The following is a 17,592-nucleotide window of genomic DNA, read 5'->3' as shown; positions in this document are numbered from 1 at the left end:
CCGGCACCGCGGGGCGAACCTGACCACCGCGGACCGGCGGGACCTGACCGACGTGCGCAAGCGGGCCTGGCGCCGCGAGCCGGCCGGACCTGGCCGCCGCGGGCGGGCCGGGCGGCCCGCGGGAATGCGCCCGGGTGCGCGCGGGGTTGGACGGGCAGGATGGTGCTCACGCGCACCCTGCCCGAGGAGCAGCCATGAACGTCACCGTCATCGACGCCCCTGACGCGTCCCGCTACGAGGTCGTCGTCGGCGGCACGCTCGCGGGCTTCGCGGAGTACCGCCTCGAGGGCGGCATCATCGCCTTCACCCACACCGAGACCCTTCCCGAGTTCGCAGGTCAGGGCCTTGCGCGGACGCTCGTCGACTTCGCGCTCGGCGACGCGCGCGCCCGCGGCCTCGACGTTCTGCCGTTCTGCCCGTACGTCCGCTCCGTCATCGCACGCAACCCGGGCACGTGGCTCGACCTCGTTCCGGCCGACGCACGCGAGCGGCTGGGTCTGGCGGACCAGCGATGACGAATCTCGACGCGCACCCGGCCGAGAGCTCGTGCGAGGCGGGCCCGGCGTGCGCGGGCATCGAGCTCGTCGAGCCGCGTGACGTGCCGCTCGGCGGCCCGCGCGGCATGACGGTCCGGCGGACGCTGCCGTCGAAGGCCCGCTCGATGATCGGCGCGTTCTGTTTCATCGACCACTACGGGCCCGACGACGTCGCGGCGACGGGCGGCATGGACGTCGCGCCGCACCCGCACACGGGACTGCAGACGGTGACGTGGCTGTTCGAAGGGCGTGTCCTGCACCGCGACGCCCTCGGGTCGCTCCAGGAGATCGCGCCCGGACAGCTCAATCTCATGACCGCGGGCGCGGGCATCTGCCACTCCGAGCAGGCCACGCCGGGGCTGTTCCCGGACGACGGGCGGCTCCACGGGGTGCAGCTGTGGACGGCGCTGCCGTCCGGGTCGCGCGACGGCGAGCGGCTGTTCGAGCATGTCGCGGACCTTCCGACATTTACCGTGCTCGACGCGGAGGACGGTGGGCCGGCGGGCGTCGTGCGGGTCGTCATGGGCGCGCTCGGTGGGGTCGCGTCGCCCGCGAGGGCTTTCTCGCCGCTCGTCGCGGTGCAGGTGGACCTCGAGCCGGGGGCCCTCGTGCGGCTCGACGTCGACGAGTCGTTCGAGCATGGCGTGCTCGTCGACTCCGGCGACCTCACGCTCGAGGGCACGCGCGTCGACGTCGCGTGGCTCGGGTACGTCGCGCCAGGTCGGCGGGTGCTCGAGCTGCGGGCGGGTGACGAGCCGGTGCGGGCGGTGCTCGTGGGCGGGGAGCCGTTCGCCGAGCAGATCCTCATGTGGTGGAACTTCGTCGGGCGCTCGCACGACGAAGTCGTCGAGGCGCGCCGGCTGTGGCAGGACGCGGTGGCGGGCGGCGCCGAGGGCGAGGCGCGCTTCGGCAAGGTCGCGGGCTACCCGGGCCCGTCGCTGCCGGCACCTGAGCTCCCGAACGTCCGCCTCCGCCCCCGCGAACGCTGACCCGCGCCCCCAGGCGCCCGCGCGCCGCGAGCTAGGGGTCAGGACGCCAGATAGGGGCCCGCAGGCCCCTATCTGGGCGCTGCACCCCCATCTCGCGTGAGTTGCTACCGCGGGGGCAGGGGGTAGCGTCGGGCAGGTGGGGACGACGGGGTCCCCGGATGGAGGACTCTCATGGCGCTTCGCTTCTACACGACGGTCATCGACTCGCACGACGTCGCCGCCCAGGGTCATTGGTGGGCGGAGACGCTCGACTGGCAGATCATCTACGAGGCCGACGACGAGCTCGTGCTCATCCCCCGGCACTGGCCTGCGGACCTCGACCCCATGTCGCCCGTGCCGCACGAGCGCTGGACCGGGCTGCCGCAGGGCCTCGTCTTCGTCAAGGTGCCCGAGGACAAGCAGGTGAAGAACCGCCTGCACATCGATCTCGCACCGCACGTCGACGACGATCGCGACGCGGAGATCGCCTCGCTCCTCGCGCGGGGCGCGACCCCCGCGGACGTCGGGCAGGGCGACGTTTTTTGGACCGTCCTGCGCGACCCGGAGGGCAACGAGTTCTGCGTGCTCTCCTCCCGCGACCGCTGACCGCCCCGCACTGGGCGGTGGCGGGAACGCGAGATAGGGGCAGCCACGCGAGATAGCGGTCGGTAGGCCGCTATCTCGCATGGAGACCCCTATCTCGCGAGACGTCGGTGCAGGGCTACGTCGTTGCTAGGAGGGCTTGGCCTGCCTGGCGGCGGTGCCACGTCGTGGCACCGACCGCGGCTGCCGCGGAGACGCCTGCCCACACGAGGAGGACGACGAGCGCGCCGCCTGCAGCACCCTCGTGGGAGAGCCCGCCGAGGAAGCGTGAAGCCGCATCCAGCGGTCCCAGCTGCCCGAGGCTGCCGACCCACGCGGGCGCCGACGGCGACGCCGACGCGACGAGGACGGCGACGCCGACGACGAGCGCGAAGGCCCGCCCCACGTTGCCCGCCCACGCGACGACCGCGTGGAGGAACCACAGCAGGACGACGGCGACGAGCGCCGCAGCCGGCACGACGACCCACGGCGCCTCGGTGACGAGCGCGACGACGACGCCCGCGAGCGCACCCTGCACGGCGGCGACTGCCGACGTCACGCCGATCCCCCGGGCAGTGACCTGGAACGACGAACGGGTCGTGCCGAGGGTCGCGGCACCCGAGATCCGCGGCCGCATCGTGAGGACGAGCGTGCCGAGCCACAGGGCGACGGCCATCGTCACGCCCACCGCGCCGATCGGGCCGAGTTCACGTGCCGCGGGCGAGGCGACGGGCTGCACGACGACGTCCGCGAGCGAGGTCGGGTCGGCGACCTTCTGCTTCGCGAGCTCGTCGACGGCCGTGCCGAGGCCGCTTGCCAGGTCGCGCGCGCCGGAGGTGAGCTGCGTGGTGCCGGGCAGGGTCTGTCCGAGCCCGTCGGCGAGCGTCGAGGCGCCGTCGCGCAGCGCGACGGCCCCGTCGGACGCGCCGCGCGCGCCCTCGGAGAGCTGGCCGACGCCGCTGGCAAGGTCCTTCGCCCCGCCCGCGAGGCCGGCGGTCCCGGAGGAGAGCTTTCCGGCGCCGGAGGCGAGCGTGCCCGCGCCCTGCGAGAGGGTCGTCGTCCCTGCGGCGAGCTTGGAGAGTCCGCCGGAAAGGCTCGTCGCACCCGACGAGAGGGACGAGGTGCCGTCCGCGAGCGCGCTCGCCCCGGTGGCGAGATCGTTCGCGCCGGTCGCGAGCGCCGTGGCACCGGAGGAGAGCGCGTCGGCGCCGTCGGCGACACCGCGGGCGCCTGCTGCGAGGCCGTGGAGGCCGGCGGTGGGGTCCGTCGGGTCGGCCTTCGGGTCGCCGACGAGGGCGCCGAGCCCGGCGACGAGGCCGTGGAGGCCTGCGGAGGCGTCCTTCGGGTCGGCCGTCGGGTCACCCTCCAGCGCGGCGAGCCCTCCCTCGAGCCCGTCAAGGAGCTGCCCGTACGCTGCCTCGAGCTCCAGCTCTGCCCCGAGGAGCTCGGGGCAGCCGGGCGCCGAGCGGTCCGCCGCGCACCCCGCCGCACCCATCTGGGCGCGCACCGTGGTGAGCTGCGAGGTCACGTCGTCGAGCTGGTCGAGCGCCGCCCTGAGCGCGGCAACGCTCCCGGGCAGCTTCGCGACCCCCGGCTGCATTGCGCGCACCCCGGCGAGCACGCTCTCGACGCCGTCGGCGACGGCGTCGGCCCCCTCAGCGAGCGGCTTCGCGCCGTCCGCGAGCGCTGTGGCGCCCTCGGCGATCCCGGTCGTGCCGGTCGCGAGAGCCTTGGCCCCGCCGGCGAGGTCCTTCGCGCCCTTCGCGAGGTCCTTGGCGCCGTCGGAGGACTGTGTCGCACCGGTCGCGAGCGGCTTGGTGCCTGCGGCCAGGTCGCGCGCGCCGGAGGCGAGGTCCTTCGCGCCGGTCGCGAGGGTCCCGGCGCCGGTGGCGAGGGTCGTGGCTCCGGTTGCGGCGCTTCCGGCCCCGGTCGCGAGGGTGCCGAGCCCGTCGGCGAGGGTCCCGGTGCCGGACGCGAGGGTGTCGGCGCCGTCGGCGAGCTGCTGCTGCCCGTCCGCGAGCTTGCCCGCACCGTCGGCGAGCTGGTGGGCGCCGTCGGCGGCCTGGCCGAGCTGGTCGCCGGTCGTCGAGAAGCCGACGAGGACCTGCTCGACGAACGACCGGGTGAGCTGGCGGCCCAGGCCGACGGTTGCTGCGTCGGCGAGCGCCGTGGTCACGAGGTCGCGGGTCGCGGTCGAGCCCTGTGCGGACGCGACGTCGATGCGTGCCTGGCGTGCGCCGTCGCCGTCCGCGAACGACGTGGCGTCGGCGGAGAACGTCTCAGGGATGGTGACGACGGCGGCGTAGGTGCCGGCCTCGAGCCCCGTCGAGGCGTCGTCGGCGTCGGTGACGACCCAGGTCCAGCCGCCGCGCGAGCGCGAACCCTTGACGAGCTCGGCCGCGAGCTGGCGGCCGAGCGGCGTGAGCTGACCGTCGATCGTCACGGGCTCGTCGTGGTTGACGACGGCTGCGGTGATGTCGGACGCGCGGGAGGCGGGGTCCCACTGCGAGGCGAGCATCGTCGCGACGAGCGCGACGGGCACGAGGAGCGCGACGAGGGCGAGGAGCCACCTGCGCTGCGTGGACCGGGTCATGACGGGGTCCTTCCTGACGGGGGCGGTCATCGCATCGCTCCGACGGCGACGGGAGCGCCTGCGGGGGCGGACGTGAGGGTGAGGCGGTGCGTCGGGACGATCCCTGGCGGCAGGACGTCGGCGCCGGACGTGCCGAGCACGAGCGTCGTGCCCGCCTCCTGGGCGGCCAGGAGCGCGTCTCCGGTGCGGGTCGAGCCGTGGAGGTGGTGGGCCGCGTCGACGACGAGGACGCGCGGGTCCTCGCGGAGCGCGGCCTCGACGGCGCGCGCGTCGGCGTGGCGCGAGTCGATCCAGCCGACGCGTCGACGGACGGCACCCGCACGGTGCGGAAGGGAGAGCCCGTCGACCTTGAGGTCACCCGCGAGGGGCGGGACGCGCCCAGCGAGGGTGAGCAGCAGGCCGGTGACCTCGCGGGCGGGCCCGTCGACGACGAGCACGCCACCCTCAGGGACCTCGACGTCGACGTCCGCAGCGAGGCCGGCACGCTCGTCGACGCGCAGGCCGCGTGCGGCGATGGCAGTCCCGGTCGCGGGCCAGCCCTCGAGGGCGAGCTCGGCATGGAGCCCCTCGCCCTCGACGTCGAACGACGGCAGCACCCGGTCGAGCCAGCGGGGCATCCACCACGCCTTGTCGCCGAGGAGCTCGAGCACCGCGGGGACGAGGGTCATGCGGACGAGGAACGCGTCGACGAACACACCGACGGCGAGGCCGAGCGCGATGGGCTTGATGTTGACGTCGCCCTCGGGGACGAAGAAGAAGAAGACGGAGAACATGATGACCGCGGCGGCTGTGACGACCTGGGCCGAGCCCCGGAACCCGGAGCGGATCGCTGCGCGGGCGTCGCCACCGTGGACGTACTCCTCGCGGATGCGGGAGACGAGGAAGACCTCGTAGTCCATGGCGAGGCCGAAGAGCACGCCCATGAGGACGATCGGCATGAACGAGATGACGGGCCCGAGCTTCGCGACGTGGAGAAGGTCGGCGGCGACGCCGTTCTCGAAGACGGCGGCGACGACGCCGAAGGCGGCGACGACGGAGAGCAGGTAGCCGAACGTCGCCTTGAGCGGGACGGCGACAGAGCGGAAGACCATCGTGAGGAGGATGAGCGAGAGGCCGACGACGAAGATGCCGAACGGCAGCAGTGCGGATCCGAGCTTTGCGGAGACGTCGATGCCGACGGCGGTGAACCCGGTGACGGCGATGTCGACGTCGTACTCGCGCTCGAGACGTTCGCGCTGGTCACGGATCGTCTGGACGAGCTCGGCCGTGGCCTCGTCGGTCGGGCCGGTCGTGGGGACGACCTGGACGATGAGCGTGTCGGCCGACGCGTTGGGGGTCGAGAGCGGCACGGCGGCGACGCCGGGCAGCGCGCGCATCTCGTCGGCGATCTTCTCGGCGAGGCCGAGCGGGTCGTCGCTCGTGAGGATCGATCCCGTGACGATGAGCGGGCCGTTGGCACCCGGGCCGTAGTGCTCGGTGACGCGGTCGTACGTCTGGCGTGCCTGGCTGGACTCCGGGAGGACGCCCGCGTTGGGGAGGGCGAGGCGGAGGTCGAGCGCGGGCAGCGCGAGGAAGGTCCCGACCCCGAGGACCGCGACGATCGTGAGGATGGGGCGTCGGGTGACAGCGTGGACCCACCCGGCGAAGAACCTGTCGGCGCGGGTGCGGGGCGCCTCGGTGTGCGCGCCCCGGGACGGGGCGTCCTCGGGAGCGGGTCCGGCGGGAGCGGCACCGTCCGGAGCCGTCGACGCGGTGTGGGCCGCGGCGGCGCGCGCCTCCGCGCGCCGTGCCCGACGCGGCGCGCGGGGCCGGACGCGTTCGCCCGCGAACCCGAGCAGCGCAGGCGTGAGCGTCACGGAGACGACGACTGCGACGGCGACCGCGACGGCACCGGCGACACCCATCGTCGTGAGGAACGGGATGCCTGCGACGCCGAGCCCGACGAGCGCGATCATCACGGTGAGTCCCGCGAAGAGGACTGCGGAGCCGGAGGTCGCGGTCGCGCGGGCGATCGACTCCTCGACGTCGAGGCCGTCGCGGAGCTGGTCGCGGTGCCTCGAGACGATGAAGAGCGCGTAGTCGATGCCGACGGCGAGGCCGAGCATGAGCGCGAGCATGGGCGTCGAGGAGTTGACGGGTGTCACGGCGGTCGCGAGCAGGACGAGCGCCATGGCGATGACGACGCCGACGATCGCGTTGAGCAGCGGCAGGCCCGCGGCGACGAGCGAGCCGAGGGTGAGGACGAGGACGACGAGCGCGATACCGACGCCGAGGGCCTCGGTCACGGTGATCGTGGGGAACTCCGAGGAGAAGAGCTCGCCGCCGACCGTCGCGGACCAGCCTTCGGGCAGCTGCGCGTCGAGATCCCCGACGATGTCGACGATCTCGTCCTTGACCTCAGTAGGGATCTCGGTGCCGGCGCCGTCCATCATGACGGTGACGAGCGCGGCGCGGCCGTCGTCGGAGAGCCCTGTCGCGTCCGCGGCGCTCACGGGATCGCCCGTGAGCGTGTCGGTGAAGGGCGACTGGACACCGCGGACATCGCTGCGTGCGGCGAGGGCGTCGGTCGTGGCACGCACCTCGTCCGCGACCTTCTCGTCACGGACTGACGTGCCCGCGGGCGAGACGACGAGGATCTGTGCGCTCGCGCCAGAGACCTCGGGGAACGTCGCGGCCAGGCGGTCGAGCGCGGCCTGCGACTCGGTGCCGGGGATGGAGACGGAGTTGTCCATGCCCTTCTGCAGGAGGCCCGCGGCCGCGCCGAGCGCGACGAGCAGGGCGAGCACGACGGCGACGACGGCACGCCGGTGCCGCACCATGCGCCGACCGAGCCGGTAGAGGAAGGAGGACACGTCTGCTCCTGGGAGGTCGATATGGATACATGGCTGCATCCGATACGCCACTGTATCCGATGCAGATCTGTATCGGATACACTCGTGTATCGACAGGTACCCTTCGGGGATGACGACGGGAGGGCTCGTGGACGAGCAGACAGGCGCACCCAGCCCTGTCGAGGCCGCGCTCACCGAGGCCATCGCGACTTCGCCGCGGCGCGCCCGCACCCGCGAGAAGCTCCTCGACGCCGCGCTCTCGCTCTTCGCGGAGGCCGGTATCGCCACGACGTCGATCGAGGCGATCTGCGAGCGCGCCGGCTTCACGCGCGGCGCCTTCTACTCGAACTTCGCCGACAAGGCCGAGCTGCTCGACACTCTCGCGACGCGCGAGCAGGACGAGGTGATCGCCCAGCTCCGCGCCGCGATCACAGCCGTCGCCGGCCCGTGCACGCGCGACGACGAGAACGACGTCAACGCGATCGGCGAGATCGCGTCGACACTGCTCAACTCCCTGACGTTCGACCGCCGTCGGGCCATCGTCAACAGCGAGATGCGCGTCCTGGCGATCCGCGACCAAGCGCTCGCCGAGTCGTACCGGGCCCGCGAGGAGCTGCTGCTCGGGGCGATCGGCGAGGAGCTCACGCGGCTCATCGAGGCGACGGGCCAAGAGCTCCTCATCCCCGTACGGATGTTCGTGCGGCTCCTGTGGGCGGGCTTCCAGCACGACCTCGAGAGCGTCGAGCGGTCCGGGCCCGACTCCCCGTCGGCGACCGAGCTCGCCTCGGAGTGGATGACGGTCGTGACGTCGCGGCTCACGCAGCCCGCTACGACGCCCCACGACGCCTGAACACCGGTCAGAGGGTCGGGGCGGCCCCGCAGCGTCGCTGCGTGACCGCCCCGACCGCGCCTTCGCTCATCGGATGGTGACAGACCTCAGCGTCGAGGCCCCGCGGACGACGATCCGCACCGGCCCGACCGGCCGCACGGCGTTGCCCGTCCAGCGCGTCCAGCCTCCCTCGCCGGGCGCCGCACCGAGAGGAACTACGTCGCCGTCGACCACGAGCTCAGGCTGTCCGTCGCGCGTCTCGAGAACGAACTCTCGCACTCCGTCCGCGGGCGCTGTGCAGGCGTAGGCGACCCACTCGCCTTCGTCGAGCTCGACGACGAGATCCCGCTCGACCTCGCCCGGCAAGCCGTCGACGAGGTCGAAGTCAGGCTCACCGTCACCGAGGTAGGTCACTCGCACCGGGTCGTCCCCGCGCAGCGGCCCGACAGCAGCGCCCGACGACCCGCCGTAGGAGCGCCCCACGCCCAGGTGCCCGTAGGCGATCGCCGGGAGAGTGAGCGGGGCCAGGCGCAGCAGTCCTGCGACGATCTCCGGCCGCGGGGTACAGGCCTCGACACGCATCGCCTCGACAAGATCCTCAAGGGTCTCCCACGCCGCATCAGAGCCGGGCCTCGCACCGCGGCCCTCACCGTAGGCGACGATCTCGGCCCAGCCTGCCGGCGGCTCGACCGAGAGTGGCGAGGTGAGCGTCCCGAGCTTCTTCCAGGTCCAGAAGTTCCAGCCGATGCCGAGGTCCTCGTACATCCCGAAGGCCGCCGCGAGCCATCGCGGATTGTTCTCCCCTCCCTCACCCATGTAGAGGGGGAGGTCGAGGCGCGACGCTGTCTCGATGAACCGCTCGATCGAGGGGCGATCCGGAGCGGACCAGTACTTGTGGAACTGGAGCACCGACGCCTTGTCCCAGATCTCCGAGAAGATGTCGAAGTTGGTCGACCAGTGCGTGCCCTCGTACATGATGAGGTGCTTCTGATCGACCTCCCGGATCGTGGCGGTCAGCTCCTTGTAGAGATCGACGAGCTTGTCCGCATACCGATGCTGCCACTCGTTCGGGAGGGGCTCGTTGAGCAGGTCGTAGCCGAGGACCGCGTTCTCGTCGGCGTATCGTTCGGCGAGCTGTCGCCACAGGTGCACGGTCTGCCTGCGGTACGTGTCGTCCTCGAAGAGCTCGGGGCGCTCGTTCGGCGAGTCGTCGATGTTCGTGCCGGTCTGGCCGCCATGCGCCCCATGGAGGTCGAGGAGCACCCACAGCCCGTGCGCGCGACACCAGGCGATCGTCCGGTCGATGAGCTCGACGCCGTCGGGCAGGAGCCGTTGTCCGTCGTGCACGAGCCGTGCGTTGATCGGGAGGCGCACGTGGTCGAACCCGGCCGCTGCGATCGCGGCGATGTCACCCTCCGTGACGAACGTGTCGTGGAACGCGCGCCAGAAGGCCGCACCGCGCTCGGGACCGACGAGGTCCGTGACGAGCGCCTCGATCGCACGCGGGGACTGCGGGCCGGTTCCGGTGCGGAACATGTAGCCCTCAGGGAGCATCCACGAGCCGAGGCCGACACCCCGGAGCACGAGGGTCGAGCCGTCGGGCGCGACGAGGCGTCGCCCGTCGACGCGAACGACGTCGTCGTAGGTAGCGGGCCCGCGAACGGTTCCGCGGGAGAGGTGGGTGGTCATGGGAACTCCTGGATCACTTGAGACCGGACATCGTGAAGCCCTGGACGATGTACCGCTGGAAGAAGATGAAGACGACGACGATCGGCACGACCATGACGGCGGCGCCGGCCATCTGGAGGGAGGGGTTCGTCGCGACCTGCTGGTTGAGCAGCGCGAGGCCGACGGAGAGCGTGTACTTGCTCTGCTCCCCCGCGAGGATGAGCGGCCAGAGGAAGCTGTTCCAGCCCGCGATGAACGTGAGCACGGCCTGCACAGCGAGGATCGGACCGGACATCGGCAGCACGATCGACACGAAAGTCCTGCCGTGCCCCGCACCGTCGAGGCGCGCCGCCTCGAGCAGCTCGTCGGGGATCGTCGACATGAACTGACGGAAGAGGAAGATCCCGAACGCCGACACGAGCGTCGGCAGCGCGATGCCCACGAGCGTCCCGGTGAGCCCGACCGCATTGAGGATGAGGTAGGTCGGGATCATGGTCACCTGGACAGGGATCATCATCGTCGCGAGCACGGCGGCGAACATGATCGACTTCCCGCGAAACTCGAACTTCGCGAAGCCGTACCCGGCCATCGCCATGAAGAACAGACCGACGAACCCGATGGCGACGACGATGATCGTGTTGGCGAGGTAGCGCCCGAAGTCGAGGTCGACGAAGAGCGTGCGGACGAACTCCCACGTCGGTTCCTGAGGGAGAAGGTGCGGCGGGACCGCGGTCGCCTCGCTGCGCGGCTTGAGGGCGGCGAAGATCATCCAGAAGAACGGCAGGGAGGTTGCCGCAGCGCCCAGGATGAGCAGGAGGTCGACGAGGTTGCGTCCGGGACCCCGCCGCGCACGACGTGCACGTGTCGCGGGCCGGCCTGGGGCAGCCGTTCGTCGGAGCGTGTCAGTCGACATCGTTGCGCCTCCCTCGGAGCTGGACGAGCGTGACGACCGCGATGATCACCAGGAGGACGAGCGAGCCTGCCGAGGCGAAGCCGAACTGGTTGTAACGGAAGCCCTGCTGGAAGATGTAGAGCGAGATGGACGTCGTCGCCTTGTTCGGGCCGCCCTCCGTGAGCACGTACGGCTCGTCGAAGAACTGCAGCCACGAGATGACCGTCGTCACGGTGACGAAGAAGAGCGCGAACCTCAGCAGAGGCACCTGGATGCGCCACGTGCGCGTCCAGCGGTTCGCGCCGTCGAGCTGCGCTGCTTCGTCGTACTCGTGCGGGATCCCCTGAAGACCGGCGAGAAGGATGATCGTGTTGAGGCCGCTCGCACGCCACACCGCGACGATGCCGACGGACACCTTGGCCCACGTCGGGTCGGAGAGCCACGGGACGGGGTCGAGACCGACGGTGCCCAGGAGGTGGTTGAGCAGGCCGAACTGGGAGTTGAAGAGATACCCCCAGACGAGCGCGACCGCGACGATCGCGGTGATCGCCGGAAGGAAGTAGAACGACCTGAGGATCCGCGCAAGCCGCCCCCCGCTCGTGTGGAGCAGGAGCGCGGTCGTCAGGGAGACGAGGACGACGGTCGGCACGCCGACGACCGCCAGGATCCCGGTGACGCGCAGCGCGTTCCAGAAGTCGCCGTCGGCGACGAGGCGTTCGTAGTTGGCGAGGCCGACGAACTCGACGCTCGACGGGTCGCCGAGGCCACGGATGTTGAGGTCGGTGAGCGAGACGCCTGCGGCGACGAGGATCGGCAGGATCCCGAAGAGCGCAAGGGCGAGGACTGCGGGGCCGACGAGGAGGTAGGGAGCGGCGCCGGCGGAGCGCGACGAGGCGCGCGCCGCCCGACGCGCGGTTGTTGTGGACATGTCAGTCCTTCGTTCCGGGGTGCCCGGCAGGCTGGACCTGCCGGGCACCCGAGGTCGGACGTGGGCGTCAGTAGTTCTTCTCGATCTCCGCGACCTTGTCGCGGAGCTGGGCGAGACGCGCGTCGCGGTCGGCTCCGTTCGTGGCGATGTCGGTCAGCGCGGTCGCCATCTCGTTGGCGGCGAGGTCCCAGCCCGGGACCATGGGGACGGTGCGCGCGTCCTTGAGCTGATCGGCGTAGACCTTGATCTTCGGGTCCGTCGTCGCGATCTTGTCCAGCGCCTCTGCCGTCGTCGGCAGCTCGCTCATCGCCTCGTACCACGCAACCTGGACCTCAGGCTTGGCGAGGTACGCGAGGAGCTTGACCGCGGCGTCCGCGTTCTTCGAGCCCTTCCACACGGCAAGGTTCGAGCCGGCGAAGAGCGACGTCCCCGTGGCCTTGGTGGGGAGTGTCGCGACGTCCCACTTGCCGTCCAGCTCGGGGGCAGCCTCCTGGATCGCTCGTGCGAGGTAGGGGCCGGAGACGACCATGGGTGTCGCGCCCGAGATGAAGCCCTGCGTCTGGTCCCAGTCGGAGGCGGAGGGAGCGGAGCCGTCCGTGAAGAAGCCCGTCCAGTGGTCGACGGCCTCGATGAACTCCGGGGTGGCGAGGTCGATGCTGCCGTCGGCCGCGAGGACCTCGCCGCCGGCCTGCCATGTGTACTGGACCGGGAGCGTGTTGTCCCAGAGCGGGATGTAGTACCCGTACTGGCCGTCGCCGCGCGCCGCGAGCGTCTTCGCGGTGGACCTCATCTCGTCCCAGGTTGCGGGCGGCGCGGCGATGCCCGCCTCGGTGAGGATGTCGGTCCGGTAGAAGAGGACCCGGGTGTCGGAGACCCAGGGAACGGATGTCACGGCGTCGGTGCCGGTGAGCGCCTTCGGCGAGACGGCGTCGGGGAAGTTCGACGGGTCGAGCTCCGGGTAGGCCTTGACCTGGGCGCTGATGTCTTCGAGCACACCTGCGTCGGCGAACGTCGGAAGGAGGGAGAGCCCCACCTGGACGACATCGGGCCCGCTGCCGGACGCGACGGCCGTCGTGAGCCGGTCGTTGACGTTCTCCCACGGGATCCCGTCGATCTTCAGCTTGATGCCGGTCTCGGTGGTGAAGTCCTTGGTGACGTCGCTGAGCGTCTTGCCTGCGTCGCCCATGACCCAGACCCGCAGCTCGGTCGGCGCGCCGCTCCCGTCACCGCCTGCGGCTGGTCCGGCGTCGTTCCCGCTGCACGCGGTGAGCCCCAGCACGAGCCCCGCCATGGTGGCCGTTGCGACCGCTGCGGAATGTAGTCTCTTCATCGAGCTGCTCCTTCGCTTCCTTGTGGAGGTGTTGCGGTTCAAGGCGGCGGAGGCCCTGGCCGGCCACCGTCACCCTCGCCGTTGCGCCGGTTCGTCCGGCGCAACGGCGTCGTGCTTCCTAGTCGTCCCGAGGGCGCAGGATGAGCTGCTGCAGAGGCAGCAGCGCGGCACCCATCGAGACGGAGTCGCCCTCGAACCTGCACAGGCCGAGGTCGAACTGAGAGCCGGGGCGACGGAGCGCCGCCTTCCGGATGTGCTGCTCGAGGCGCTCCGCCTCAGACGCCATGACGAGCAGCCCGACCCACCCGCCGACGAGCACCGTCGCCGGATTGGTGAGGTTGACGAGGTTCGCGAGCGCGACCCCGAGGATCTCGAGCGTCTCGTCCACGGTCTGTCGCGCGGCAGCGTCGCCGTCGCGGGCTGCGTCGAAGAGGGACGAGAGCGCCCGCCACCCCTCGCCCTCGACCACGGCGCCACGGTCACGCCAGCGCTCGAGGATCGCGTGGGCGCCGACGTAGGCCTCGAGACACCCACGTGCGCCGCAGCGACAGGGCGGTCCGTCCATGGCGACTCGCGTGTGGCCCCACTCGCCGGCGCTCGACCGGCTGCCGCGCGCGAGCCTGCCGTCGGAGAGGATCGCGAGTCCGACCCCTCGTCCGAGCAGGGCGACGAGCGCATCGTCGACGCCGCGTAGCGCACCGAACCAGCGCTCGGCGGTCGCGAGCGTCTTGGCGCCGTTGTCGGCACTCACGGGGAGTCCTCGAGCGTCGACAAGGTCGCCCACTCGAACCTTGTCCCACCCGAGCGACTGCGCGTACAGGAGGGCACCAGGTCCGTGCCCGGCGTCCTCGACGATCCCTGGCAGGCCGAGACCGATGCCGATCACACGCTCGGCGGCAGCCGGGTTGCGGTCGAGGATCTTCGTCACGGCGGAGTCGAGCACGCCGCGGATCTGGTCCGGGGTCGCCTCGCGCTCGGGCACCTCGGAGAACTCGCGGTCGAGACGTCGCATGGCGAGGTCGAAGAGCTCGACGGCGACGCCACGCTCGCCGACGTCGACGCCGAGCATCGCCGCGCCGTCGGCCCTGACCGCCAGGACCGTCGAAGGTCGCCCTCCGCGCGACGGCTGCGTCCCGTCCTCTCTGACGAGCCCTTCCTCGAGGAGGCCCGCGACGACGTTGGCGATGGTTGCGGCAGAGAGTCGCGTGACGACCGCGAGCTCGCCGCGGGTCACGGTCCCCCGCAGCACGATCTCACGGAGCACGGTTGCCCGGTTCTGGAGCCTGAGCTCCTTGGTGGTGGTGGCCACGTCGCCTCCTTTCGACACGACTAAGATTAACTCATGTCAAATGAAGGCGCGACAGCCCTGGGTCACGATGCGGTCACGCCTCCGGATGCGCTCCGCTCCAGCCCACCCCTCGGGATGCGGTCTGGGGTACAACTTGTATCCTAGTTCGGTGACCTCCTCCCTCGTGCGCCAGCGGCGCGTCCTCATCGTCGCGACCCTCGCCATCGTCCTCGTGCTGGCTGCCGTCATCGCCTCGATGCTGCGCACCCAGCCCGACGCCCCCGCGGCCACTCCGACTCAGGCCCCGACGGCGACCGCCCCGGCCACCGAGCAGCCGGGCGCGGGCCAGCCGCCCGTCGTCGAGCGCCGCGACCCGAACGACCTCATGGCGATCGGCGCCGTCGACGCGCCCGTCGTCCTCGTCGAGTGGGCGGACATGCGCTGCCCGTACTGCGCGCTCGTCGCGACGCAGACCCTTCCTGACGTCATCGAGAAGTACGTCGACACGGGCAAGGTCCGCATCGAGTTCCGCGACGTGTCGTTCTTCGGCGAGCAGTCGACCGACGCCGCCGTCGCGCTCCGCGCCGCGTCCGAGCAGGGCCGTTTCCGTGAGTTCCTCGAGACGGTCTTCGCGGCTGCCCCCGACAAGGGCCACGCCGACCTCCCGCGCACGCGCCTCGTCGAGCTCGCGGGCACGGCGGGCGTTCCCGATCTCGCGAGGTTCGAGTCCGACCTCGCGCGCGAGGACCTCCATGCCGCTGTCGCGGCCTCCACGACGACGGCCCAGCAGCTCGGGGTGAGCTCGGTCCCGTTCTTCGTCGTCAACGGCACCGCGTTCGCCGGCGCCCAGCCCCTCGAGACGTTCACCCAGGTCCTCGACGAGGCTCTCGCCGCCGCAGGCGCATGACGATCGGCCTCACCGGGGCGCTCGTCGGGGGGCTGCTCACGCTGCTGAGCCCGTGCTCGGTCATGCTCCTGCCGGCGTTCTTCGCGTACGCGTTCACGTCCCCCGGCCGCATGCTCGCCCGCACGGGGGTCTTCTACCTCGGGTTGCTCACGACGCTCGTGCCGCTCGGCGTCCTCGCCGGGAGCCTCGGTGCGGCCGTCGCTCAGCACCGCACGACGCTCGTCACTGTCGCCGCGGGCCTCGTCATCGTCCTCGGCATCGTCCAGGTGCTCGGCATCCCGCTCGGGCTGCCGGGCACGCGCTCACGTACGCAGGTCGGTGTCGGCGCCCCAGCGGTCGGGGCGCAGGCAGCCCGCTCGGACGCATCCGAACGCACGACGTCGCTGTCCGTCTACCTGCTCGGCACGGTCTACGGCCTCGCCGGGGTGTGCGCGGGCCCCGTGCTCGGCTCGGTGCTCGTCCTCGCCGCGACGGGCGGGGACCCCCTGCTCGGCGGCATCACCCTCGCGTTCTTCGCGGCAGGCATGGTCGCGCCGCTGCTCGTGCTCGCGGCACTGTGGTCACGGGCTCCCTGGGTGCGCTCGCTGGTGCGCCCGCGCACGCTGCGCCTCGGCCCCGTGACGACGACGTGGACGCAGCTCGTCGGCGGACTGCTCGGCATCGGTGTCGGCGCCCTGCTCATCGCCACGCAGGGGACGGCCTCGCTCACGGGCATCCTCGGCGCCGCGGACCAGGCAGAGCTCGAGTCGCGCGCTCTGCGCACGGCCGCCTCGGTACCCGACCTCGCACTCGTCGGACTTGCAGTCGTCGCGCTCGTGGCCGCGTGGGTCGTGCACAGCGTCCGCGCGCGACGCACGGCAGCGCCCGCCCCGGACGCCCTCAGGTCCGACGCGTGAGCACCCCTCGACCCGCAGCCGCGCCTGCACCGACGATGGTCGGCGTGACCACCCTCTCCGCCGCCGAGCGTGCCTTCGAGAGCGTCCGCGACGCGATCGTCCGGGGCACGCTCGCACCCGGCACGATGCTCGCGGAGAATGCGCTCGCCGAGGGGCTGGGCGTGAGCCGCACGCCCGTGCGCACAGCGCTCGCGCGGCTGCAGGACGAGGGCTGGATCACCGTCTTCCCCAAGCGGGGCGCGCTCGTGCGCGGTCTCGACGATCGCGACGTCCTCGATCTTGCCGACGCCCGGCACATGCTCGAGTCGTCGATGGTCGCACGCGCGACCCCGGCTGCTCGCGCGGCGCTCGCCGACCGGCTCGGCGCAGAGATCGACCACCAGGAGCAGGTCCTGCGCGCCCAGGACCTCGACGCGTTCATCGACCTGACGGTCACCTTCCACCGGTCGTTCGTCGAGGTCGGCGGCAACGCGCTCGTGCTCGAGCTCGAGTCGCGCCTCGCGGACCGGCACCGGCACGTCCTCCATCTCCACGGTGCGGCGATGCTCGACCGCTGGGAGCAGATCGTCGCGGAGCACCGGGAGCTCGTCGTCCAGCTGCGTGACGACCCGGCCGAGTTCTCGCGAGCGCTGCGGCTGCACCAGGCGGACTCGATCGCGCCGGGGTCCCGCAACCAGTAGGGGCCTCAGGCCCCGAGCGCCGCCTCGACGAAGGCCCGCACGAGCCCGTCGTCCTTGACTCCACGCGTCCGCTCGACGCCCGAGGACACGTCGACGCCCCACGGGCGCACCGCCCGCAGGGCGTCCGTGACGTTGAGCGGGGTGAGGCCGCCCGCGAGCATCCAGCGACCCTCGAGCCGGCGGTCGCCGAGCAGCGCGAGGTCCCACGCCTCACCCGAGCCGGGCACGGGGGCGTCGAGCAGAAGGACGTCCTCGCCGAGCGCGCCGACGACGGGCGCGGGGTCGTCGGCGAGCGACACCGCGCGCCACGGCACGAGGCCCGCGGCGGCGACGGCGGCAAGGTCGACGCGGTCGTAGCGCGGACCGTGAAGCTGGACTGCGTCGACGCCGACGGCGAGCGCCTCGCGCACGGCGTCGGCGGCGGAGAGCTCGGCCGTGACGAGCACCGTGAGCACCTCGGAGCTCGCGGCGCGCGCAGCCTCCACGACCGCGACCGCCTGTGTGCGGTCGACGTGCCGGGGGCTGCGCGGGCTCATGACGACGCCGATCGCGCCAGCTCCCGCCTCGACGGCGACGCGCGCCGTGGTGGCGGTCGACAGACCACAGATCTTCACGAGCATGTGCGCCTCCGAGGACTCGTGCGCAGGACGTCGAACCGGCCGCG

The 17,592-nt window shown here is 72.0% G+C and carries 15 protein-coding genes; 7 read left to right on the top strand and 8 right to left on the bottom strand.

All coding sequences use genetic code 11. The features are described 5' to 3' along the window. Positions 1-194 precede the first annotated feature (194 nt). The 3 genes from G7063_RS00785 to G7063_RS00775 all read left to right on the top strand — a co-directional run bounded on the left by G7063_RS00785 (position 195) and on the right by G7063_RS00775 (position 2,110). On the top strand, positions 195-515 hold the full coding sequence (locus G7063_RS00785) for a GNAT family N-acetyltransferase (protein ID WP_166412639.1): 321 nt from the start codon (positions 195-197) through the stop codon (positions 513-515). Beyond that, positions 512-1,525, top strand: a complete 1,014-nt coding sequence (locus tag G7063_RS00780; protein WP_166412638.1) for a pirin family protein — start codon at positions 512-514, stop codon at positions 1,523-1,525. The genes G7063_RS00785 and G7063_RS00780 overlap by 4 nt, the downstream gene beginning before the upstream one ends. Positions 1,526-1,696: 171 nt before the next feature. Beyond that, positions 1,697-2,110 carry a VOC family protein gene (locus G7063_RS00775; protein WP_166412637.1) on the top strand — a complete coding sequence of 138 codons (414 nt, stop codon included), beginning with the start codon at positions 1,697-1,699 and terminating at the stop codon, positions 2,108-2,110. Positions 2,111-2,225: 115 nt separating this feature from the next. Here G7063_RS00775 and G7063_RS00770 read toward each other — a convergent pair whose 3' ends face one another. Together G7063_RS00770 and G7063_RS00765 are read right to left on the bottom strand one after the other, a co-directional pair. After that, positions 2,226-4,679 (bottom strand): YhgE/Pip family protein, encoded by a 2,454-nt coding sequence (locus G7063_RS00770; protein ID WP_166412636.1) that lies wholly within the window; start codon positions 4,677-4,679, stop codon positions 2,226-2,228. Between the two features lie 26 nt (positions 4,680-4,705). Then, positions 4,706-7,531: an MMPL family transporter gene (locus tag G7063_RS00765; RefSeq protein ID WP_166412635.1), complete on the bottom strand. Its 2,826-nt coding sequence runs from the start codon at positions 7,529-7,531 to the stop codon at positions 4,706-4,708. Between the two features lie 109 nt (positions 7,532-7,640). On the opposite strand from G7063_RS00765, the gene G7063_RS00760 reads away from it, so the two are divergent. Beyond that, entirely contained in the window at positions 7,641-8,360 is a 720-nt protein-coding gene (locus G7063_RS00760) for a TetR/AcrR family transcriptional regulator (protein WP_166412634.1), read from the top strand. Between the two features lie 66 nt (positions 8,361-8,426). Here G7063_RS00760 and G7063_RS15090 read toward each other — a convergent pair whose 3' ends face one another. The 5 genes from G7063_RS15090 to G7063_RS00735 form a co-directional block, all read right to left on the bottom strand. After that, a complete protein-coding gene (locus tag G7063_RS15090; RefSeq protein ID WP_206188184.1) occupies positions 8,427-10,028 on the bottom strand; it encodes a glycoside hydrolase family 5 protein in 1,602 nt (533 codons plus the stop codon). 13 nt (positions 10,029-10,041) lie between these two features. Then, positions 10,042-10,920, bottom strand: coding sequence for a carbohydrate ABC transporter permease (locus G7063_RS00750; RefSeq protein ID WP_166412633.1), 879 nt, complete (start codon positions 10,918-10,920; stop codon positions 10,042-10,044). After that, positions 10,910-11,827, bottom strand: coding sequence for a carbohydrate ABC transporter permease (locus G7063_RS00745; protein WP_166412632.1), 918 nt, complete (start codon positions 11,825-11,827; stop codon positions 10,910-10,912). Before G7063_RS00745 ends, G7063_RS00750 begins: the two co-directional genes overlap by 11 nt. Before the next feature lie 67 nt (positions 11,828-11,894). Then, a complete protein-coding gene (locus G7063_RS00740) occupies positions 11,895-13,157 on the bottom strand; it encodes an extracellular solute-binding protein (protein WP_166412631.1) in 1,263 nt (420 codons plus the stop codon). 118 nt (positions 13,158-13,275) lie between these two features. After that, complete coding sequence (locus tag G7063_RS00735; RefSeq protein ID WP_240916144.1) at positions 13,276-14,466, bottom strand: ROK family protein; 1,191 nt, start codon at positions 14,464-14,466, stop codon at positions 13,276-13,278. Between the two features lie 148 nt (positions 14,467-14,614). Here G7063_RS00735 and G7063_RS00730 point away from each other — a divergent pair, with 148 nt between their 5' ends. The 3 genes from G7063_RS00730 to G7063_RS00720 are packed head-to-tail and all read left to right on the top strand — an operon-like array spanning position 14,615 to position 16,928. Beyond that, positions 14,615-15,352, top strand: coding sequence for a thioredoxin domain-containing protein (locus G7063_RS00730; protein ID WP_240916143.1), 738 nt, complete (start codon positions 14,615-14,617; stop codon positions 15,350-15,352). Next, complete coding sequence (locus G7063_RS00725) at positions 15,349-16,248, top strand: cytochrome c biogenesis CcdA family protein (RefSeq protein ID WP_166412629.1); 900 nt, start codon at positions 15,349-15,351, stop codon at positions 16,246-16,248. The genes G7063_RS00730 and G7063_RS00725 overlap by 4 nt, the downstream gene beginning before the upstream one ends. A 44-nt stretch (positions 16,249-16,292) precedes the next feature. Then, a complete protein-coding gene (locus G7063_RS00720) occupies positions 16,293-16,928 on the top strand; it encodes a GntR family transcriptional regulator (RefSeq protein WP_206188183.1) in 636 nt (211 codons plus the stop codon). 5 nt (positions 16,929-16,933) lie between these two features. Here the strand turns inward: G7063_RS00720 and G7063_RS00715 are convergent, their stop codons facing one another. Continuing rightward, positions 16,934-17,548, bottom strand: a complete 615-nt coding sequence (locus G7063_RS00715; RefSeq protein ID WP_166412628.1) for a phosphoribosylanthranilate isomerase — start codon at positions 17,546-17,548, stop codon at positions 16,934-16,936. Positions 17,549-17,592 lie beyond the last annotated feature (44 nt).

Origin of the sequence: Sanguibacter sp. HDW7 (assembly GCF_011300875.1) — a bacterium.
Classification (GTDB): Bacteria; Actinomycetota; Actinomycetes; order Actinomycetales; family Cellulomonadaceae; genus Flavimobilis.
The sequence above is the reverse complement of the archived record's forward strand: the minus strand, read 5'-3'. Positions and strand labels throughout refer to the sequence as shown.